Annotated in this window: 14 protein-coding genes, 1 other RNA gene and 2 other annotated features; of the genes, 1 reads left to right on the top strand and 14 read right to left on the bottom strand. The window is 40.2% G+C overall.

The genetic code is table 11. From position 1 onward, the window contains the following. Positions 1-114: 114 nt before the first annotated feature. Positions 115-336, bottom strand: a binding site (T-box leader). Between the two features lie 43 nt (positions 337-379). From WKT11_RS03360 to WKT11_RS03295, 14 genes are all read right to left on the bottom strand, one after another. Continuing rightward, positions 380-1,333, bottom strand: coding sequence for a YihY/virulence factor BrkB family protein (locus tag WKT11_RS03360; protein WP_117674577.1), 954 nt, complete (start codon positions 1,331-1,333; stop codon positions 380-382). A 176-nt stretch (positions 1,334-1,509) separates the two neighbouring features. Then, positions 1,510-2,571, bottom strand: coding sequence for an aldose epimerase family protein (locus tag WKT11_RS03355; protein WP_117674578.1), 1,062 nt, complete (start codon positions 2,569-2,571; stop codon positions 1,510-1,512). Between the two features lie 65 nt (positions 2,572-2,636). Next, positions 2,637-2,818: non-coding RNA, 6S RNA (gene ssrS, locus WKT11_RS03350), on the bottom strand. Between the two features lie 65 nt (positions 2,819-2,883). After that, positions 2,884-4,386 (bottom strand): threonine synthase, encoded by a 1,503-nt coding sequence (gene thrC / locus WKT11_RS03345; protein WP_117674579.1) that lies wholly within the window; start codon positions 4,384-4,386, stop codon positions 2,884-2,886. After that, positions 4,341-4,574 carry a hypothetical protein gene (locus tag WKT11_RS03340; RefSeq protein ID WP_117674580.1) on the bottom strand — a complete coding sequence of 78 codons (234 nt, stop codon included), beginning with the start codon at positions 4,572-4,574 and terminating at the stop codon, positions 4,341-4,343. The genes thrC and WKT11_RS03340 overlap by 46 nt, the downstream gene beginning before the upstream one ends. 22 nt (positions 4,575-4,596) lie before the next feature. Beyond that, the gene (locus WKT11_RS03335; RefSeq protein ID WP_181977648.1) at positions 4,597-5,457 is read right to left on the bottom strand and encodes a cell wall hydrolase; all 861 of its coding nucleotides are present in this window, start codon (positions 5,455-5,457) and stop codon (positions 4,597-4,599) included. A gap of 321 nt (positions 5,458-5,778) precedes the next feature. Further along, positions 5,779-8,265 carry a methyltransferase domain-containing protein gene (locus WKT11_RS03330; protein ID WP_117674582.1) on the bottom strand — a complete coding sequence of 829 codons (2,487 nt, stop codon included), beginning with the start codon at positions 8,263-8,265 and terminating at the stop codon, positions 5,779-5,781. Positions 8,266-8,576: 311 nt separating this feature from the next. Next, the gene (gene pflA / locus WKT11_RS03325) at positions 8,577-9,317 is read right to left on the bottom strand and encodes a pyruvate formate-lyase-activating protein (protein ID WP_242986689.1); all 741 of its coding nucleotides are present in this window, start codon (positions 9,315-9,317) and stop codon (positions 8,577-8,579) included. A gap of 5 nt (positions 9,318-9,322) precedes the next feature. Beyond that, positions 9,323-11,578 carry a formate C-acetyltransferase gene (pflB, locus tag WKT11_RS03320; protein WP_117674583.1) on the bottom strand — a complete coding sequence of 752 codons (2,256 nt, stop codon included), beginning with the start codon at positions 11,576-11,578 and terminating at the stop codon, positions 9,323-9,325. A gap of 432 nt (positions 11,579-12,010) precedes the next feature. Beyond that, on the bottom strand, positions 12,011-13,666 hold the full coding sequence (locus WKT11_RS03315; protein ID WP_181977649.1) for a 2-isopropylmalate synthase: 1,656 nt from the start codon (positions 13,664-13,666) through the stop codon (positions 12,011-12,013). Positions 13,667-13,843: 177 nt separating this feature from the next. After that, positions 13,844-14,101, bottom strand: a binding site (T-box leader). A gap of 405 nt (positions 14,102-14,506) precedes the next feature. Beyond that, complete coding sequence (locus WKT11_RS03310; RefSeq protein ID WP_243009555.1) at positions 14,507-15,877, bottom strand: NlpC/P60 family protein; 1,371 nt, start codon at positions 15,875-15,877, stop codon at positions 14,507-14,509. A 40-nt stretch (positions 15,878-15,917) separates the two neighbouring features. Beyond that, the gene (locus tag WKT11_RS03305; protein ID WP_117674584.1) at positions 15,918-16,211 is read right to left on the bottom strand and encodes a phage holin family protein; all 294 of its coding nucleotides are present in this window, start codon (positions 16,209-16,211) and stop codon (positions 15,918-15,920) included. A gap of 2 nt (positions 16,212-16,213) precedes the next feature. Next, positions 16,214-16,465 carry a hypothetical protein gene (locus WKT11_RS03300; protein ID WP_117674585.1) on the bottom strand — a complete coding sequence of 84 codons (252 nt, stop codon included), beginning with the start codon at positions 16,463-16,465 and terminating at the stop codon, positions 16,214-16,216. Between the two features lie 91 nt (positions 16,466-16,556). After that, a complete protein-coding gene (locus WKT11_RS03295; protein ID WP_117674586.1) occupies positions 16,557-19,016 on the bottom strand; it encodes a tail fiber domain-containing protein in 2,460 nt (819 codons plus the stop codon). Positions 19,017-19,373: 357 nt separating this feature from the next. Between WKT11_RS03295 and WKT11_RS03290 the strand changes: the two genes are divergently transcribed. Continuing rightward, on the top strand, positions 19,374-19,664 hold the full coding sequence (locus tag WKT11_RS03290) for a hypothetical protein (RefSeq protein ID WP_340282531.1): 291 nt from the start codon (positions 19,374-19,376) through the stop codon (positions 19,662-19,664). Positions 19,665-20,665 lie beyond the last annotated feature (1,001 nt).

Raw genomic sequence — 20,665 nt, 5'->3', positions numbered from 1 at the left:
AAAATCCTGCTTGCAGGCTTCTCCGCCGCAGTGCAATCCTGCCCGGACGGCTTTTTATTATCGAAGGAATATTACGTAGCAATTTCCTACGATATAAAAAAACTCCGTCCCTCGTAAAGGGACGGAGTAAAATATCCGCGGTACCACCCTGCTTCCTGTATCTTCTACAGGCTCTCGGTCTGCTTAACGCGCAGTAACGTCATTTCCTACTGTTACTTCAGAAATGCAGCTCCGGTGGGAAATTCAGGAAATATCTGAACCTGAGGCAGCTTCCAGCCGATGACTTCCTCTCTCTGATGGAAAATAATTCCCTATAAACACCTTCTATGCTTTTCATGATTATCAACATTTATAATCATGCCACAGACTCAAAAATATGTCAAGTATCATTTTCTTTTTTCTTCTCCGGCTCAGGCAATGGCTCCAGAGGTGCCTGCGCAGACAATCCTGGCTGTCTGCGTTCTTTTTCATGAATGATCAGTCCTCTCACCGATCTGTGCGCAAGCCTGAACTCTTTTTCAAAATATGCATTGATCTCTGCGCCATACAAAAGTAGATTCATGCAGACATACAACCATACCATAACCATGATAATCGTCGCAAGATTCCCATACATGTTGCTGAATCCTGGAAAAATTTCAAAATAAAAAGAAAAACCATATGAAAAAACTGACCACGCAATCGCTATAAGAAACGCCCCCGGTATCTGACTCTTAAATGTTGCCTTTCTATTTGGAAGAACTTTATACAGCATAAGAAATACCACAAACAACACGCCAAATACCAGCATTGCTCTCGCGCCTAATATCCGTGCGATGATCCTTCCAAGAAAAGGTACATATTTTGAAACTGCTGCCTGAATTTCATTTCCAAGTACCAACATAAGCAAAGATATAATCAATGCAATCACCAGTGATAATGTATAAAATACTGCATAGATTCTGGTAAGAAGCCAGTTACGGGTTTCTTTTACATGATAGATCGTATTCAGGCCATTTATGATTGACTGTAATCCCTTTCCTGCAGACCATAGTGCAACGAATGCCGAAAGAGGGACAATTGCCGTACTTCTTCTATATACATCCACCACGATTCCAAGCACAAAACTCTGCAGATTCTCCGGAATAAATGCAATGATCGCATCCCTGACCACATTATATGTCAACGGTGTATATCGTACAAGTGTAGTCAAAAACAGAATACACGGGATAAAAGACATTATCAGGAAATATGCTGCCTGAGTCGCATATGCCCCGACATGATCTCCGGATACGCGATCCATAAATCCAAGCAGCAGACCTATAACTGACTGCTTTTCCTTTTTCCTCTCCATAATTTTCTCCATTCTGTTATTCTAATAATGGAATATCCTTGTCCAATATCATATCATGAAACTACTGTTATGACAAATACAAAAACTCGCTAAAGAAATCTCCACCAAATTTCCCATAAAAAAATCTGGTCTCACCCACACATAAATATATGAGAGAAACCAGATCAATATGTAACTTATTTTTTGATATAAAAACGATAACTTGTCATAGAGTCGTACTGCTCTCCTGCATTAAGCACAGGGGAATGGAAATCTTCCACATTAACTGCATTCGGTTCTACCTGTGTTTCCAGGCAGAAAGCATCTCGTTTATTGTATACATGACCATTCTTGCCATTCTCATTCTTCACAAAATTAGCAGCATAGAACTGTACACATGGACAATCAGAAGTAACATCCATAGCAATTCCGCTCTTATCACTGTATGCTGTGGCAATCAGTCTTCTGTTTCCCTTTGCATAATTGTCTGTTACATAGTTATGATCATATCCACCGGTAAATTTAAGCTGTTCAAAATCAGCTTCAATATCCTGTCCAATCTTCTTGGCAGTTCTGAAATCCATAGGAGTTCCGGCAACTTCCTCGTAAACACCTGTTGGTATAGAATGACTATCTGCTACAGGTGTATAATATTTCGCATGAATCGTAAGATACTGTTCCATGGCAGTTCCGCTTCCTTCACCATTTAAGTTGAAGTAAGAGTGATTTGTCATATTTGCAATAGTCGGTTCATCACAAACTCCCTGGTAATGAATCTTCAGTTCGTTTTCTTCTGTAAACTCATATTTTACAGATACATCAAATTCTCCCGGATATCCATTCTCCCCATCCGGGCTGATGCGATTGAATACAATGCTGTTCTTATCCTGGGAAATCTCTGCCACATTCCATATTTTCTTCTCAAATCCATTCGGACCACTGTGAAGATTATTGTCATTCTCATTCTGGGCAAGAACTATCTCTTTACCGTTAATAGAGAATTTCGCTCCTCCGATACGGTTTCCACTTCTTCCGATCGTTGCACCAAAAAAGCATCCGTTCACTTCATAAGATGCCAGATCATCATATCCAAGTACAACATCTGTCATGGCACCATTTTTATCCGGCACGGACACTTTAACCAGAAGTGCTCCAAAGTTGCTTACCTCTGCATATGCCCCGGAATTATTCTCCAGATGAAAAATCTTCGCTGTTTCCCCAGTCTGTAATACACCAAATTTTCTTTCAGAAACACTCATCGTTTCTAACCTCCCATGTGCAAAATTACAATAATAAAAAAGAGCCTGTCCATGGCTCATTTTTTACAGTTCCCGAAATGCCGTTCCCTTCCCATTGACGCCTAGCCGTAGCTAGGTGGGTATCCTCAACAGGCTTTCTGTCTTCCGCTGCGTAATGACGGCCTGACATCCGGTATGCGATGTTGGATTCCCGTTAAAGTCGATGTAGGTTCAAAAAAAGAAGGGGTCTCGCACATTTCAGGATATTCACTGTTCTTAACTGTTTTTTATTATACTCTAGTATATACTCTTTTTCAACATAAAATGCGCAATTTAATTAATTTTTTGTTTGATTCCAAGAATCTCTTTTACTGCCTGTGGCATATCCGGAGCATCTACAACTCTGTCATGAAGTACCGGTGCTGTACGGATAGTCTCAACTGCCTGCGGAAGTTTTACTCCGGAAAGGCTGCTCAGCTCATCAGCTAATGCAAAATCATCTTTGCCATCTACGTTTACTCCAAGAGCTTCCATTACGCTTCTTGTAAATTTATATGGGCTTGCAGTGGATGCAATGACTGTCGGTGTGGTATCTTTTGTATCTGCTGTATATTTATCATATACGCCTGCTGCAACTGCAGTATGAGTATCAATTACATAATGGCTTTCTTTAAAAATTTTTGCAATTGTCTGTGCCGTCTCTTCTTCTGTACAGTAGTTGCCATAGAAATCTGTTAACTGTGCTTTCATATCCTCTGTGATTGTATACTCACCGCCCGCAGTAAGAGACTGCATTAATTCAGCACATTTCTTTGCATCGCCACCTGCAATACGATAAATCAGACGTTCCAAGTTACTGGAAATCAGAATATCCATAGAAGGGGAAGTTGTGAGAATAAAATCACGTTTTCTGTCATATGTTCCGGTGCAGAAGAAATCATACAGAACTTTATTATCATTGGATGCACAGATTAATTTGTGAACCGGAAGTCCCATCTGTTTTGCATAATAAGCAGCCAGAATATTTCCAAAGTTTCCTGTAGGTACTACTACATTGATTTCCTGTCCGTCTTTAATCTTTCCCTGACGCACAAGTGACGCATATGCATATACATAATAAACAATCTGAGGTACAAGACGTCCGATATTAATGGAGTTTGCAGATGAGAACTGATATCCTGCAGCATCAAGTTCTGCCTCAAGTTCCTTATCATTGAACATCTTCTTTACAGCTGTCTGCGCATCGTCGAAGTTTCCGGTGATTCCTACAACATAAGTATTGTTGCCTTTCTGAGTCACCATCTGTTTCTCCTGAATCGGGCTTACACCATGTTTCGGATAGAATACAATGATCTTAGTTCCCGGAACATCAGCAAAACCTGCCATAGCCGCTTTACCTGTATCTCCTGAAGTAGCTGTAAGAATGACAATCTCGTTATTTACCTGATTCTTCTTTGCAGCTGTAGTCATAAGATGCGGAAGGATCGATAACGCCATATCCTTGAATGCGATCGTTGCACCATGATACAGTTCAAGGAAATAAGCTCCGTCTGCTTCATGAAGAGGTGCGATCTCTTTTGTATCAAATTTGTCATCATAGGCATTGTTGATGCAGTTCTTTAATTCTTCTTCTGTAAAATCGGTGAGAAAACGTTTCATCACCTCATATGCTGTCTCCTGATAACTCATCTTTGCCAGTTTATCCATCGGAACATCCAGCTTCGGAATCTCTGTTGGCACAAATAAGCCGCCATCCTCAGACAGCCCTTTTAAAATAGCCATAGAAGCTGTTACGGTTTCTTCTTTTCCTCTTGTGCTTTTGTATAATACCTGCATGATATTTCCTGCCTTTCCAAAGTATTCATTTTGCCAATTGAACACATTATAGCATATGCTTTAACAAAATACCATCCTAAATTATTTTTCTTTTGCTTCTTCTTTTTGTCATTGATTACTAGGTTGAAAAAGAGGTACAGATTTTCCATTGCATGGTTATCTGCACCTCTTTTACTTACTACATACACTCATATCTCCAGAATACATCATCTAAGATTCCTTTGAATTCTCATCTGTGTCTGGATATGTATAGAATTCATGTACACCATATTTAAATAATCGTTTCAAATCTTTTTCAAACCATGAAACATTATGTTTCTCAGCCTCAGATTTCTGGATAAAAAACAGAGCTCCCTCTGAATAATCAACTCCCTCAAGAGCTTGTCTGACAGCCTCCTTTGTTTCATCGGTAACTGTCACTTCATATATACGACCGTCATACGTTGGTGAAAACTGTGGAACTCCATTGGTACGCTGCCAGACCACTTCGGTAACTGTATCCGGAAATTCATCATTTTTTGTACGATTCATGATTACATTAGCCACCAGAACACGTCCCTTGATATCTTCCGTTCCAGCCTCTGCTTCTACAATATGCAGTAAAGTATCATAATCTTCATCAGACATCATTTGGGCTTTCTCAGAAAGTGTCATTGTCTTCGCATCAAGATCATTTATCTTATTTTCCATTGATGAACTGACATCAAATTCTGCAACATTATCTTCTATCACTTTGATTCTCTGACCAACCATGACCTGCTCACAGGAGGTTCCAATACGAGTTACTGATTTCTTATGAAAAGTTGTACCCTTCATTCCCGACACTACACCGGCAATTCCTGTAGGTACTATATCATTTCCAGCGGAATGTGAAGAAAAAGTTTCCTGTTCATTCTCCGAAGCAGCATATACTTTATTTTTCCCATTATAGTCTGCCACTCTGCCGCCTGCCGCAAATGCAACCGCCACACATGTACAAACTGCAACCAATGCCAGACTACGCACTGATTCACCTGATTGTTTCTTTTTTTCTTCTTTACCGGGGTGGCTTAAACTTTTTTGAACTTTCATACTTTTCATTCCTTGCGCTTTTTAATTATAAGTTTTATTTTCGTAACATTTCTGTAATTTATAAGAAAATTATATTTAATATAATTAATTTTGTCAAGCTTTTTTTACATTTTTGTAACATTTGTACTGCGCATGGTTACTGTTAATGTATCCTGACCTTATCAAAAGCTACAACCATATTAGAATTTCCATATCTATCTTAAGTATAAAAGTCACTTTATTCCCCGTCAATAAAATCTATACGTAATAATTCGTTATTATTCACTCCGGTTACTGTTCACTCCGTTCTCAGTAATGCAACCAAAATTCATTCCAAATTGCCTACTTTTCCACACAAAGTAAAAACATAGGTGTCGGGTTATAAAACTCATCTTTCTTCGTGTAAATTCTTTCACTGATACCTGTATCAATCGAAAATTTCTTTACCCCAAGTTTTCCTAATATTTCTACATCCCAGGCAGGTCGGATATAAGAACTGATTGGGAGCTGCCGTTTGATTTCCTCACATTCATTCATCATTGCATCCCCAACTGTGAAATGCGCATGATTAGAAGGAAGATTCGTTGTATCAGCAAAGTTATCAGCTCCATAATTGGCATCCGCATTAATCAATACACCGCCTGTTTTCAGCACACGAATCCACTCTTTGTAAGCCCGTGCGGCATCTGGCAGCGTCCAGGTAAGATTTCTGGTTACGATCACATCAAAGCTTTCGTCTGTGAAATCTGGATTTTCTGCATCCATCACCTTAAATGTACAGGAAGCACCTTCCTCTTTGGCCAGTTCCCTGGAATGAGTGATCATGTCCGGAGTCAGATCAATTCCTGTAACTTCATGTCCAAGTTTCGATAAAAGAATACTAAAAAATCCTGCCCCACATCCCACATCAAGAATTTTCAACTTCCCTTTCGGAAGAAAAGTACTGATTTCTTTCATCCACTTATCCGCCATATCACTGTGAAGTTCGGCCCTTCTCTGTTCCATAAAGCTGTCACTTCTTTTCGTCCAGTAATTCGTAATCTTTTCTTTTCTCTCATCTTTCCTGGAACTGAATTTACCATAAGCGATCATTGGTCCGTCTTTTAATACCTGAAGACTGGCAACCTGATAAAGAATCACGCCATTTAAATCTGAATAACTTTTTTCCAGAATATTCCCTTCATAGTCACGTGTACATCCAAGAAATTCTCCTGCCTTAATAAGGTCTCCTGGTTTCTTTTCCGGATACCACAGACCAAATACGCTTGCAGACTGATAGCGCATCTCATCAATCTCCATCGGATAATACGTACTATAGCTTCTGAGTTCATCATAAATTCCAAGACAGCAAAGAATATTATGAACATCCTTTCTTGTAGAATAAACCTCTTCCTGTGTCCATCCTCCCATCTGTCCTCTCTCAATCAGTACACTCGGAATTCCGCAGGACGCCGCATAATTATAAGAACCTCCCGAAGCTACATCAGATTTCACCATATACGGTACATCTGCCTGTTCAGCCATCTTCTTTGACATAGCAACAACATCCGCATCTCCCTTTCCGGCATAATAAATATACGGTGTCAGTTCTTCAAAATCATCACCACTGTGAATATCTATATAAAAATCCGCTTTGCTCTGCAATGTCTGCACAACCGCATAAGCCAGACGTTCCATCCTGGTTCCATCCGGATTCCCCGGAAAAACACGATTCAGATTCTTTTTATCTTCCTTGCAAATACTGCCGCCACGTTCCTCAAATTCTCTTCGACAGACAGTTTTTACAATAATCACGCTGCCATTGATTTTTTCAGGCTCCAGACTCTCTGCAAGTTCTATGGCAGCCTGAATTCCCACATGCTCCCCTGCATGAACTGCTGCCGTAATCAAAACCGTTTTCCCCGGATTACTTCCACAGATCACAGTATAAGGAAGAGCAAACTCCCCTCCTCCAAGCTTCAGAAAACCATTTTTCTTAGTTCCTGGTGCAGTCATAAGAGAACTCTCCACATAATTCTGCGCATCATCCTCTCCCGGCTTTAACTCTTTACTATTCCAGTTATTTCCCACTTCTTTCACAGCACTAACCATAAACATCGGCGTAGAATGATAATTCAGCTTCTCCTCCTGACTCCACACTCTGTCCCAGATTCCTGTATCAACTGCCACACTCGAAAACCCATTCTCCTTCAGAAACTTCCTGTCCCAGGATGGTCTGTTAATCGCAGAAAGCGGCATCTGTAATGCAATCTTCTCCATACGGTCAATATCCGTACAAAGATAATGATCATCCAGATTCTCACTCTCTACACTCCGCCTATCCTCCTCATAAGACTGACGCTTCTCCTCATCATAAAGATAGCCATACCAATTCGCATCAAAATTAAGCAACTTTCCCCCCGGCTTCAGAACACGACACCACTCCCTATAAGCCCTCTCTGGCTCCTTCAGATTCCAGGTCAGATTCCTGCTGATTACCACATCAAACACATCATCCTCAAACTCCAGATTCTGCGCATCCATCTTATAAAAAGTAATATTCCTGCAAAGTTCCCCTGCATTCTTCTTCGCAGTATCCAGCATCTCCTGCGTATAATCCACCGCAGTAACCCTATACCCCGCTCCAGCCAGAATAACAGGAAAAAAGCCCGGTCCGGTACCAATATCCAGAATCTTCAGCTCCTCCTTCGCTTTCTTCGGAAACTGACTCTCAAGAACCTCAAGCCACGCCCCCTTTTGCATCCCATTCAATTCCTTATGATTCACCTCAGAATACCCCTCCGCGCGGGTAGTCCAATAGCTCTCAATCTCCGACAATAAATCCTTCAATTATATCTTCCTCCGCTTTCTATAACAATCTCAATTCTATACAGTAATAGTATTTTACAAGTTACCAACAGCTTTCCTGCCCTCACCTGCACCATACATTATGATTACAAATTCATCATGACCTGAATTATAACAAACCGTCCCTTCCCCAACAAGCCCATAGGGGGGATACAAATTCATTCAATTTTGCCAATCACCAGCTTGCCAGAAATAAATATTTTTTCTGGCAAGCGTCCCCTTCGCAATTAAAAAAGCTGCTATACAGGCCTCTCACCCATATAACAGCTTATCATCTTTTTCAAGTTATTCGGTTAAATTGCCCCAAGAATCTCCCTGGCATTATCAACCCTCTCCTGCGGTGGCGGATTAACCCCCTCCAACGGATAAGGAATCCCAAGATTCTCCCATTTAAACTTCCCAAGTGTGTGATACGGCAACACCTCCACACGCTCCACATTAGAAAGCGTATGAATAAAATCAGCCAGCTGATGAAGATATTCATCCTTGTCACTGCCGCCCGGCACAAGCACATGTCTGATCCAGACAGGCTTCTTCATATCTGAAAGCTCACGCGCCATCTCAAGAATATTCTTATTTGAATGCCCCGTAAGTTTAATATGCTCCGCCTCATCAATCTGCTTGATATCCAGAAGCACAAGATCTGTATATTTCATAAGCTCAAGCCACTTGGAATGCCACGGTTCTTTATCTGTAAAAGGATTCGCACTGGTATCAAGAGTTGTATTTATCCCCATTGCCTTCGCCTTTTTAAACAATTCTGTCAAAAAATCAATCTGCAGCAATGGTTCTCCACCACTTACAGTGATACCACCCTTATTTCCCCAGTAACCCTTATATCTCAATGCCTTGTTTAGAAGTTCATCTGCCGTATACTCCTGTCCCTGATTCAGCTTCCAGGTATCCGGATTATGGCAGAACTGGCATCTCATAGCACAGCCACTTAAGAAAATCACATATCTTACTCCGGGTCCGTCTACGGACCCGAAGCTTTCCAGAGAATGAACATAACCTTTCATCTGCTTATCATCCATTCTGATCACATTCTGTCGTGGCAAGTTCTTGCGATAACATCCAGCTGCTGCTCTCTTGTAAGGTCAATGAACTTAACAGCATATCCGGATACACGGATTGTAAAGTTTGCATATTCTTCTTTTTCCGGATGTTCCATAGCATCGATCAGTTTCTCTTTGCCAAATACGTTTACATTGAGGTGATGAGCACCCTGATCAAAGTATCCGTCCAGTACATGAACAAGGTTCTCTGTACGTTCTTCATTACTATGTCCCAGTGCATCCGGATTGATTGTCTGTGTATTGGAGATTCCGTCAAGCGCATCTTCATAGTCAAGTTTTGCAACAGAGTTTAAGGAAGCAAGAAGTCCGTTCTGCTCTGCACCGTAAGATGGGTTTGCACCAGGTGCAAGAGGTTCTCCCATCTTTCTTCCATCCGGAAGAGAACCTGTAGCTTTACCATATACTACGTTAGAAGTAATAGTAAGAATAGATGTGGTTGGTTTGGAATCACGATAAGTATGAATATGTTTCAGTTTTTCAAGGAATGTGGAAAGCAGTGTTGTTGCGATCTCATCTGCTCTGTCATCATCGTTACCATAACGTGGGAAATCACCTTCAACTTCAAAGTCTGTAGTAATTCCATCCTCATCACGGATAGCTTTTACTTTCGCATATTTGATAGCAGAAAGAGAGTCAACTACATGAGAGAAACCTGCGATACCAGTTGCAAAAGAACGATCAACTTTTGTATCGATCAGAGCCATCTCTGCTGCTTCATAGTAATATTTGTCGTGCATATAATGGATCATGTTCAGAGTACCTACATAGAGGTGAGCCAGCCAGTCCATCATCTTGTCATATTTTGCAACTACTTCGTCATAGTCAAGATATTCAGAAGTGATTGGTGTGTATTCCGGTCCTACCTGCTGTTTTGTTTTCTCATCAACGCCACCGTTGATAGCGTAAAGAAGGCATTTTGCAAGGTTTGCACGAGCACCAAAGAACTGAATCTCTTTACCTGTCTCTGTAGCAGATACACAGCAGCAGATGCTGTAGTCATCGCCCCATACCGGACGCATAACATCATCGTTTTCATACTGGATAGAACTTGTTGTAACAGAAATATTTGCAGCATATTTCTTAAAGTTCTCAGGCAGTCTTGAAGAATAAAGTACTGTAAGGTTTGGTTCCGGAGCCGGTCCCATATCTTCCAGTGTATGAAGGAAACGATAGTCACTCTTTGTTACCATATGACGTCCGTCGATTCCCATACCTGCTACTTCCAGAGTTGCCCATACCGGATCACCGGAGAATAACTGGTTATATGAAGGAATACGTGCAAATTTTACCATACGGAATTTCATTACCATGTGGTCAACGAGTTCCTGAGCTTCAGACTCTGTAAGAGTACCATTCTGAAGATCTCTTTCAATATAGATATCAAGGAATGTGGAAATACGTCCAACACTCATTGCAGCACCGTTCTGTGTCTTAATAGCTGCCAGATATCCAAAATACAACCACTGGAATGCTTCTCTTGCATCTTTAGCCGGCTGGGAAATATCATAACCGTATGCCTGAGCCATTGCTTTCATGCCTTTCAGTGCACGAATCTGATCTGCGATTTCCTCACGAAGCTGGAAGTCGTAACGTCTCATACCCTGGCGGTCACTTGCTGCGAAGTCTTTCTGTTTTCCTTCGATCAGAGCATCGATACCATACAGAGCTACACGTCTGTAGTCACCTACGATACGTCCACGGCCATATGTGTCCGGAAGACCTGTAAGGATCTTGTTATGACGGGCCATTTTCATCTCTGGTGTGTAGATATCAAATACACCCTGGTTATGAGTCTTAAATTCATAGTTGTTGAAAATATTTTTAATTTTATCACTTACTTCGTATCCATAGGTTTCGCATGCCTGCTCTGCCATTTTGATACCACCGTATGGCATAAATGCACGTTTGAGAGGTTTGTCGGTCTGAAGTCCTACAACCTTTTCCAGATTCTTGAGGTCTTCATCAATATATCCAGGACCATAAGCAGTCAGAGAGGTTACAACTTCTGTCTCCATGTCCAGAACTCCGCCGTTTGCACGCTCTGCTTTCTGCAGTTCCTGAAGTTTACCCCAAAGTTTGTTTGTTGCCTCAGTAGGTCCTTCCAGGAAGGAATCGTCCCCATCATATGGTGTGTAGTTCAGCTTAATAAAGTTACGAACGTCGATTTTCTCTTTCCAACGGTTCCCTTTAAAGCCATTCCACTGTTCAAAATCTTTCATTCTTTTACCTCTTTCTCTAAAATATTTCCGCGCATTTCTCACTAGCCTGATGTGAGATAATAAAATGTAATTTATACTTTTTTAGGACACTTTTCTGTCCACGGTGTTAGTATACGTAAACACAGGCATTATGTCAATTGGTTTTGCTTATGATTTTAATTAAATACAATCTTTCTCATTTTTATTCAGGATTTCCCATTTGAATGTACTTTATCCTGTACTTAAAGGATTTTTGTACATATAAAAATACAAAAAGATACTTGGCAGGATATCCATCACACATCCTGCCAAGTACCCGATATTTTTTATCTTATGTCAATCTGAATTTTGAATTTCTTTCTAAGATACGAATACAAAATTGTTACTTACTTCACATTCAATGAGCTGCTAATATAATCAATTTCGTTTACTTCTTTCATTTTAAAGTAACGATTATCGATTATTTATTGCTGTTACAAGAGCATCGATAGAGGCTTTGATGATATCCGCATCTACTCCTGCTCCCCACGCAAGAGTTCCGTCTGGTTTTTTAATACCTACATAAGCGATAGCTTTGGAACTTGAGCTGCGTTCCAGAGCATGCTCCTGATAAGTCTCCAGTGTATATTTCAGCTCATATGCTTTCTTTAATGCGTTGTTGACTGCATCAAGACGTCCGTTACCTGTAGCCTCTGTTGTAATCGTCTTTCCCTGGAAACTGGAAGTAACCTGTGTCACAATACCGCCGTCTTTCTGCTGGAAATGGACTTCATTGATACTGTATGGTTCCACAATATTTTCAAATGTCTGTTTAAACAGGCTGAAGATCTCATCCGGATGAAGCTCTTTATGTTTATGATCAGATACTGCTTTTGTTGCATATCCCATTGCTTCACGCATTTTCGGTGGAAGATTCAGGCCGAATTTTGTCTCAAGGATATATCCGACACCGCCCTTACCGGATTGACTGTTAATACGGATTACATCTGCGTCATAGTTTCTGCCAACATCTTTCGGATCAATTGGAAGATACGGTACATTCCAGTGATCCGGATCTTTGTTATCTCTCCAGTGCATACCTTTGGCAATCGCATCCTGATGAGAACCGGAGAATGCAGCAAATACAAGGGCACCACTGTATGGACTTCTTTCACTGACTTTCATTCCTGTGCATTCTTCGTATACCTCACAGATATGTGGCATATCGGAGAAGTCAAGTTTCGGATCTACTCCCTGGGAATACATATTCATGCCAAGTGTGACGATATCCACATTACCGGTACGTTCACCATTTCCGAATAAAGTACCCTCTATTCTGTCCGCACCTGCAAGTAAGCCCATCTCAGAATCTGCAACACCACACCCTCTGTCGTTATGCGGATGAAGAGATACGATTACATTTTCACGGTATTTCAGGTTCTCACACATATACTCTACCTGACTTGCGTATACATGTGGCATGGAGTGCTGTACAGTTACAGGCAGGTTGATGATACATTTGTTGTCAGCTGTCGGCTGCCATACATCAAGAACTGCATTACAAACTTCCAGTGCATATTCTGGCTCTGTACCTGTAAAACTCTCAGGGCTGTATTCAAACTGGAAATTTCCTTCTGTTTCATCAGCAAGCTTCTTTAATAATGCAGCTCCATCTACTGCAATCTTTAAGATTTCTTCTTTAGATTTCTTAAATACCTGCTCTCTCTGTGCAACAGATGTGGAATTATATACATGTACGATTGCTTTGGGAGCACCCTTAACAGCTTCAAAAGTCTTACGGATAATATGCTCTCTTGCCTGAGTAAGAACCTGGATAGTTACATCCTGCGGAATCAGATTCTGTTCAATTAAAATACGCAGAAATTCATATTCTGTCTCAGAAGCAGCAGGGAAACCTACTTCGATTTCTTTGAAACCAATTTTAACAAGAAGTTTGAAAAATTCAATTTTCTGCTCCAGGCTCATTGGGATTACAAGTGCCTGGTTTCCATCACGAAGGTCTACAGAACACCAGATTGGTGCTTTGTCTACATATTCTTTTTCTGCCCATTTCATGCATTTAACAGGCGGCATGAAATACTGTCTCTGATACTTGCTTGGATTCATCATTTTTCTCTTCCTCCATTATGTAAATATTATGTTTTTCCTGTGGGCTGAAATCTTACCGTTTTGATCATTGAATATAAATCCTCTGCCTGTTTTTATTGAAGCGGACTGAAACGGACGATTTATCTGATCCAGCTAAAATTGACATAAAAAAAATCTCTCATCCCCACAGACTTATCTGCAAGAGACGAAAGATACTATTATCTTACGCGGTACCACTCTTATTTTATGAACTACGTCATACACTCATGGGATACGGAACGAGTCATCGTTCTTATATCCTCTCCATATAACGGTGGACACCGTCTGCACCTACTCTCAGAAGGTTTCAGGCAGCTGCTCAAAGGCGAGTTCCACAATTTCCTTCCACTGCTTCTCAGCTCCCAGCAGTTCTCTGTGCTCTGGTCCATGTGTACTATTCCTCATCCGTGCATTTCTCTTATATTTTTAATAAAACCTCTGAAGATGATATTAACATAAAGCCGAAGCACTCGTCAAGAAAAACTTCTGCATTACTTTATAGCATTACTTTATATTATTATCATCAGTCGGGGCAACAGGATTTGAACCCGTATTGGTGCATTTCCCGTAAACCGCTATTTTACTACATTTTCTCGAAGCCCTTGTTTTTACTGCATATTTTATTATTTGCATGTGTAATAAAATCAGCTTCGACTTAACGTATTATATACCTATGCAACACAAAATGCAACACGAAAATTATATGAAGATGATACAATATTTCAAAAATAAGGTCAGCGAATTTAAGCTTCGTTGACCTTTTTCATTATATTCATATCAATTCTTGACTTGGTAGTTTTCAGAATAAACTCAGTTAGAAGATTATTTTATCTTCTTAAAACTTCCTGCCAGCACGTATTCTCGTACGAATCCCTCAGACGGGTGTCCGAGTCGAACAAGGTAGAATTTCTTTCCGGCAGAGTCTTTGATAGTTGCTCCTTTGATCACATCCACCAAGGTGTTCTTTTTTATCTTCGGCCACAGGGTTGATTTTGTCTTGCCGGCGTCCACGAACGTTTGGGTGTCTTTGCTTATTCTGGCTGCATATGCCACTTTTTCGGTGGTTGTTGTTGTACTTCCAGAGTTGCTTTCCTGGTACCGCAGAACGCAATCCCACGGATAGTTTCGATAACTTCTTACCAGGAATTCCTTTCCGGTTTGATCTCCCGGCTGTCCGCCTGTCGCAGTACCTTTTTCGTTTATAGATGCTTCTACTTCTTTTCCATTTCCGCAGTACATTGCAACATGATGCGTCTCATTCAGCAGCACATCTCCCCTCTGGAGTCCTGAGCCAGTCGATCGGTTAACCTTACTGGTCACGTCAGCGAAGCCGCAGGAAAGGAATACCGCTTTCATGTTGCCTGTGTAAGTTGCTCCTTTTGTCTTGACTGGGGCGCCTGCTGCCTGCCATGCGCTGATCACTGCTGAACTACAGTCGTAATCTCCTTTTTCTCCCCATCTGTATATCTGATCATATCCATGAGAATTGTCTGCCGCCCATGATTCCATCTGTTTGATTGCTTTTTCTGTTTTTGTCATTGTCGTATCTTCCTTTCTTTCCGCAGTCACAGCATACTTCCGAATCATGCTGATTACCGCTTTCTGTCTGCCTTCATAGTCACCAACCTGGTTCGGTGTCGGGTCTGCAGGATCCTGACGCAGTGTTGTGTAAATCTTATCTGCGGTATATGGTTCCGGAGTTTTAGACAAGATCCTCTTCAGTGCATCAAAACCACCCTGATGTAGAATATTGATGCATTCCATCATTGCGGTGTCTGGCATGGTTCCGTAGGCTTTTTCGATAGTCGGGGTGTATGTTCGTATCTGGTCTTCCATATACTCGTCCTGGCATTTCTTCCCGAGGTCAGTGCTGATGATACTTACAATGCACTGTCCTTTCGCAGATTCCGCTGTTACGGCGTATGTATCCCAGCTCTTCATCAGCAGGTCTTTTTCCATACCTGCATTATCCATGTCTTTGAATAGCTTCGGGTTTGCTCTCTGAATCCGGTATAACAGTTCTTTTGCTTCTCCTGCGTACCACTGCCCCGCACCGATCGTAATAGCTTTTTCATTGCTACAGTTCGCTCCGACCCCGGCAAAGCAGGAATAATCCTGCTTACCATATACTTGATCTCCGGATTCCACTGCGTACAGTATTTTTCTCAACACAGTTATATTTTGCTTATCCATAAGCATTTCCTCCAAAGGGGATGATTCCTCATCCCCTGAATCATTCGTCTTTATTTGCCTGTTTTACAATCTGGTTCACATATGTAGAAAGACCAGCAATCAGGATTCCCTGTGTGATTGCTGTAAAGATTGCCATTGCAATATCCTGTCCGGTACCGCAGGTGCAGGTGGCAAACACATAGATCGCACAAATTGCAATGCTGATTCCACCAAGGATGAGAGGGATGTACTTATCCTTTACTGCCTGTGCCTGTTTTAATGCCATTCCCACGAAATACAGGGCAATTGCTACTACGATGAGTTCCGGTTTTACATAGTTGATAATCTGTTCCATAATCATTCTCCTTTTCTTTCTAGGTCTTCTATTCTATGATTCGCAACCTTAATCTGTTCCTCATGCACACTCATTTTTTCTTCCAGAGCATAAGTTCTTTTGATAAGGTTATTGTGTTCATTTACTCTTTTAGTCAGTTCTTCCAGCTTGTACTCCATAAGAGTTCGTGTCTTTTCCTGCTGTGCATTATTGCTGATCACACATACAATTAATGTAACCGCTGCACTGATGCAGGCTGAAATGATTGTTTCCATCTCTTTTTCCTTTCTGGCAATTGCGCCGGCGCAATTTGGGTAAAATAAAAAGAACCTTTCGGTTCTGCTCTGATTTTCTTCATATGTTCTCCTATGCTGCAGTTACCTGCCAGTCAAATTCCAGATCTGGGGTTCCTGTTATAATGAAACTGCTGGTATCCTTTTTTGAAATATAGAGATCTCCTTCTCCATATTTTGTGAGAGTTATGTAATATTGGTTTTCTATTGCATTAAGTAGGATAATGCATTTGCCATCTTCATTTAAGATTCCGTGGCCGTGTTCTGGGCAATATTTTTTAACTGTATCAATATCTTCTTTCTGCAACTGTACTAATTTTACAACTGCAGGAAGGAGTTTCTTTGGATCCCAGTCTTCTGGCTGACCTAATTCATTATATCGGCATGCATCTGGGTAATATTTATCCATTGCTTCTGCATAAAAGCCTGGTACTACTCTATTATAGTCTTCGCTTTCATCACTAAGAAGTTCTTCTTTATATTTGAACAGTACAGCAGGTAAACCGTATAGTCCCTTCACATCTGTTTCCTCTAAATCTGCTATGTGATTTTTATACCTCTTAGATGAACCACTCATTGCACGTTTAATAACTCCATCAGATGTTATATACAAATTCGCAGAAGTATTAAAAGCATAGTTTTTGGTTGCCCAAGGGCTTGTTATCGTCCCAGTTGCCTCTATCGTTCCAGTTACATATAGTTCTCTTGCAACTCCCGGTTCTCCTATATTTAAATCTGCTGGTATCTGGATTCCGTTTCCAGATACTATGGAATCTATAAAATTCACACGCAGCTTACAACCATTTGTAACTTTTATCTCTTTTTCAAAAGTAACTGTTTGCTCTACCAGAATATCTGTACCTGCCTGCAAATGAAGATAGTCAAAACCATTTAGCGCAACATGTCTCAAATTGTCTGAGTAGTATGCTGACATATCCAGCAGACCGGTTTGCGTATCGCCTTTATATCCTTTAATAACTCCTTCTTTCAGTTCAGTAATTTTATAAGAGTTATTCCACGGTTGCTTTGTTGTTAAATCACCTTGAATAGAAGCTCCTGTACAGGTTAATTCTCCAGCTTCAGTCATAGAGGAATAATCACTCTGCCACATTATTTTCTTGGCCTGCAGGCGAATGCTGTCTGCTGATTGCTCTATCAGGGAACTTACTTCTGATTTGGTGACCGTTTCTATTCTCTGCCAGAAAGATGTATTCGTACCTACAGCAGGGCCTGTACATTTCCAGAGCTGATTGACGTTATTTCCATAATTGCCATGACTGCTCTCCGGATATGTTTCAGCGCTCAAAATTGTTGCTGTATATCCAGGAAGTCCATCTGCTGATCCGGTCTTTGTTCCAGCTCCCTGAGTAACAGAATCAATCTTGAATCCATAGAAAGAATCCTGACTGCCATCTGTATGCCAGTATACATAGAATTCCTGAGTTGGTACATAAACAGTCGCTCCTGCAATACTGGTTCCACCCAGCTTTGCAGCACACTTCATCGTTCCATTATCATTATAAAAAATTTTCACATAGTCATAAGTTGTACTCTCTGTCCTACAATTTTCTGAAAACTTTATGATAAGGCCTGTATCACCGTAAAAATACCTGTAGGTATTTCCAGTAGTAGTTTGGATGTAGATGTCTCCATTATGCTGCTGTTTCAACTCTTCTGATGTCCAGGAAGATGCCGGGGCATTACTGGTTGTTGGAACATCTAGTCCATAGAAATTGCCGTTTTTCTGGTCTATAGTTTCTCCTAAAGATTCCACACGAGAGGTTATTTTATTGGCAGATACCTCAATAGCAGCATTCATCGCTTCCGTGGTTGCGTAGCTCTTTAATGTATCATTTTTTACGTAGCTTTCAGAAACCGCCAGAGAAATACTGTCAGCTGATTGTTTTATTGCCGAATTCATTTCTATTGTGGTGCTGTATTTCTTTAACTTCTCATCCGTAGATTCCTGGGCAAGTTTTAAAGCCTCTTCCTGAGCTGCCTTCGCAGCATCCTGTCCTGCTTTCGTGGCTGCAGTCTCTGCATCTGAAGCATATTCTTGTGCCTGCTGCCTTAGACTTTCCTGCGCAGCTGTCAAATTTTCAGTTGTTGCATATGTCTTTGATACTGTAGTTGATAAGCCGTCTACGCTGGCTTTTATTGCTGCATTCATCGCCTCTGTCGTACTATAATTTTCTGACAGTCTTGTATTTACTGCAGTAATGTTCGCAGATAAACCATCTACTCCTCTCTTGTATTCCGCTACTTTTGCATCAAGAGCGCTGTACTGACCAGTTACTGTATCATACTTTGTTGTCAGATCCGAGAAGCTTTCTGTCAGACCAGATACATCCATCTGAACACTTGCTAACTTGCTGTACATGGTTTCTTTACTGTTCTGTAATTCAACCAGTTCACTCTCGCTGATCAGAGCTGAAATCTTTCCCTGAGTAATAGAAATACTTGTTTCGTTTGCCTGAAAACGTTTCAGGATGGCATCCTTGGCATATATGTTGATTTCCTTTTCAAATATCACACCGCCTTCCTCCTTTTCTAAAAATCCATAATAAAAGACATCCTTGATGGGATGTCCTTTAGCATGGGTTCTTGTTTGTTCAAATAGTAAGGCGTTAATTGATACTCCGACCATATCAACTAGTGTATCCGATTATATTAAAACGCTTTCAGAAGGAAAAATTCATTATTTTCGTACAACCTCTAATATTGCTGGTAATCCTCATACAAGTGGTAGTTGTGTTTTTATAATCTATATTATTGAAAAGTCAGTAAATGGAATAGGCTTGTCCATCAATCATAGTTCAACAGCATATTATATGAGAATTTCAATGGGAAAAATATATTATATCGCTCTATCTTAAATAGTAAGACATTTATGCCTATAAAATTTTTAATGTGCTCTGATCAAACATTAGATTTAATAAATAATCCGACAAAATTATTTGATAAGCAATTTCAAGATACGAAAAGTGCAATCGCTTACGGTATTCTTTTCAATGATAACGCTGGAACCTCCATATTCGGAGGAGGAGTATCTTTTATTATCGGATATACCTATTTATCTGATAATTATGGATCGCAGTTAGTTATAAAATATAATACACTCGGTTTAAAAATCCGATGTAAAATCGAAGGTGCATGGGGTGAGCTTTTAAATATAAAATAGTAACACCTCGAAGCTTTACATCTCAATGACCAAAAATATCGCAGCTTTCGACTCAAAATATACAACAACAAATGAAGGACTTAGAATTTTGTATGGAATAATAGAAAATGCCGCATACATATCATTTGATGTGGTTTGGATTCGTATACAACTTAAAGCTAATACGAGTAATCTTTTTGTGCGTATAGTGTATGGTAGTAGTCAAATTGAGAACTGGGTACAAATAAAATAGTAATGCAAAATATTCAAAATACTCTGCAAGTCTAATACAAAGTCAACGGATTGAAGAAAGTACTGTCAAAGAAATTACGTTTTATAAATTTGGTAGGTTAGTATCTGTGTTTATAAACATTAGTATAAAAGCATTCCATCCATCTACAACCGATTTTGTTGATATATGCGATATTCCAGATGATTATTTACCAACGCATAATTTGATAATAAATTATGTTACTCAGGTAGGTACCCCAATGCTTTTTCAAATACATCCTTTAAAAAAGAAAGCAAGTGTTTATGGTGTTAACGAATTAAAAAACGATTGGTTAATTCGACAAGTTTTCACATACATTTCTAAAGCTTAAATAGTAACACCTCAAAGCTTGCCTTGAAAGAAAACGTGACCGATATACAGGCTTTGATAAGCAAAGCTTCATCTAGCACGTACATTCTGTTCCACCTCTCTGGTGCTAACTATACAGGGAATGATCTTCCTATTGATGCGACATATAAATATGGATCTGGAATTATTTTTTACCGTAATTCAAATTCATGCAAAATCGTATTATTTCCGGAACGAGCGAAGCCAGTCTGGAAAATGGCTAATTGGGAAAAATGGAAAGACTTCGTAAATAATACGGTCGATTAACGATAGATAATTCTTGGTCTTACTATAACTAATACTCAAACATTTTTATGTTTTTTAATTAATATAAGCTAAAACTCAAGAGCCTCTTCCCATTTACTCTAGTAATGCCCTTCTCCGAATTTTTCCATTTTCCATA

It is taken from the genome of Blautia sp. HCN-1074, from assembly GCF_037890165.1.
Classification (GTDB): Bacteria; Bacillota; Clostridia; order Lachnospirales; family Lachnospiraceae; genus Blautia_A.
The sequence above is the reverse complement of the archived record's forward strand: the minus strand, read 5'-3'. Positions and strand labels throughout refer to the sequence as shown.

Excerpts from the sequence above, each read along its gene's own strand:
- pflA (WP_242986689.1), bottom strand. The coding sequence starts at position 9,317 with ATGGATGATAAGCAGATGAAAGGTTATGTTCATTCTCTGGAAAGCTTC.
- WKT11_RS03300 (WP_117674585.1), bottom strand. The coding sequence starts at position 16,465 with ATGGAAACAATCATTTCAGCCTGCATCAGTGCAGCGGTTACATTAATT.
- thrC (WP_117674579.1), bottom strand. The coding sequence starts at position 4,386 with ATGCAGGTATTATACAAAAGCACAAGAGGAAAAGAAGAAACCGTAACA.
- WKT11_RS03290 (WP_340282531.1), top strand. The coding sequence starts at position 19,374 with ATGCCTATAAAATTTTTAATGTGCTCTGATCAAACATTAGATTTAATA.
- WKT11_RS03310 (WP_243009555.1), bottom strand. The coding sequence starts at position 15,877 with ATGGATAAGCAAAATATAACTGTGTTGAGAAAAATACTGTACGCAGTG.
- WKT11_RS03360 (WP_117674577.1), bottom strand. The coding sequence starts at position 1,333 with ATGGAGAGGAAAAAGGAAAAGCAGTCAGTTATAGGTCTGCTGCTTGGA.
- WKT11_RS03355 (WP_117674578.1), bottom strand. The coding sequence starts at position 2,571 with ATGAGTGTTTCTGAAAGAAAATTTGGTGTATTACAGACTGGGGAAACA.
- WKT11_RS03315 (WP_181977649.1), bottom strand. The coding sequence starts at position 13,666 with ATGATGAATCCAAGCAAGTATCAGAGACAGTATTTCATGCCGCCTGTT.
- pflB (WP_117674583.1), bottom strand. The coding sequence starts at position 11,578 with ATGAAAGATTTTGAACAGTGGAATGGCTTTAAAGGGAACCGTTGGAAA.
- WKT11_RS03305 (WP_117674584.1), bottom strand. The coding sequence starts at position 16,211 with ATGGAACAGATTATCAACTATGTAAAACCGGAACTCATCGTAGTAGCA.
- WKT11_RS03335 (WP_181977648.1), bottom strand. The coding sequence starts at position 5,457 with ATGAAAGTTCAAAAAAGTTTAAGCCACCCCGGTAAAGAAGAAAAAAAG.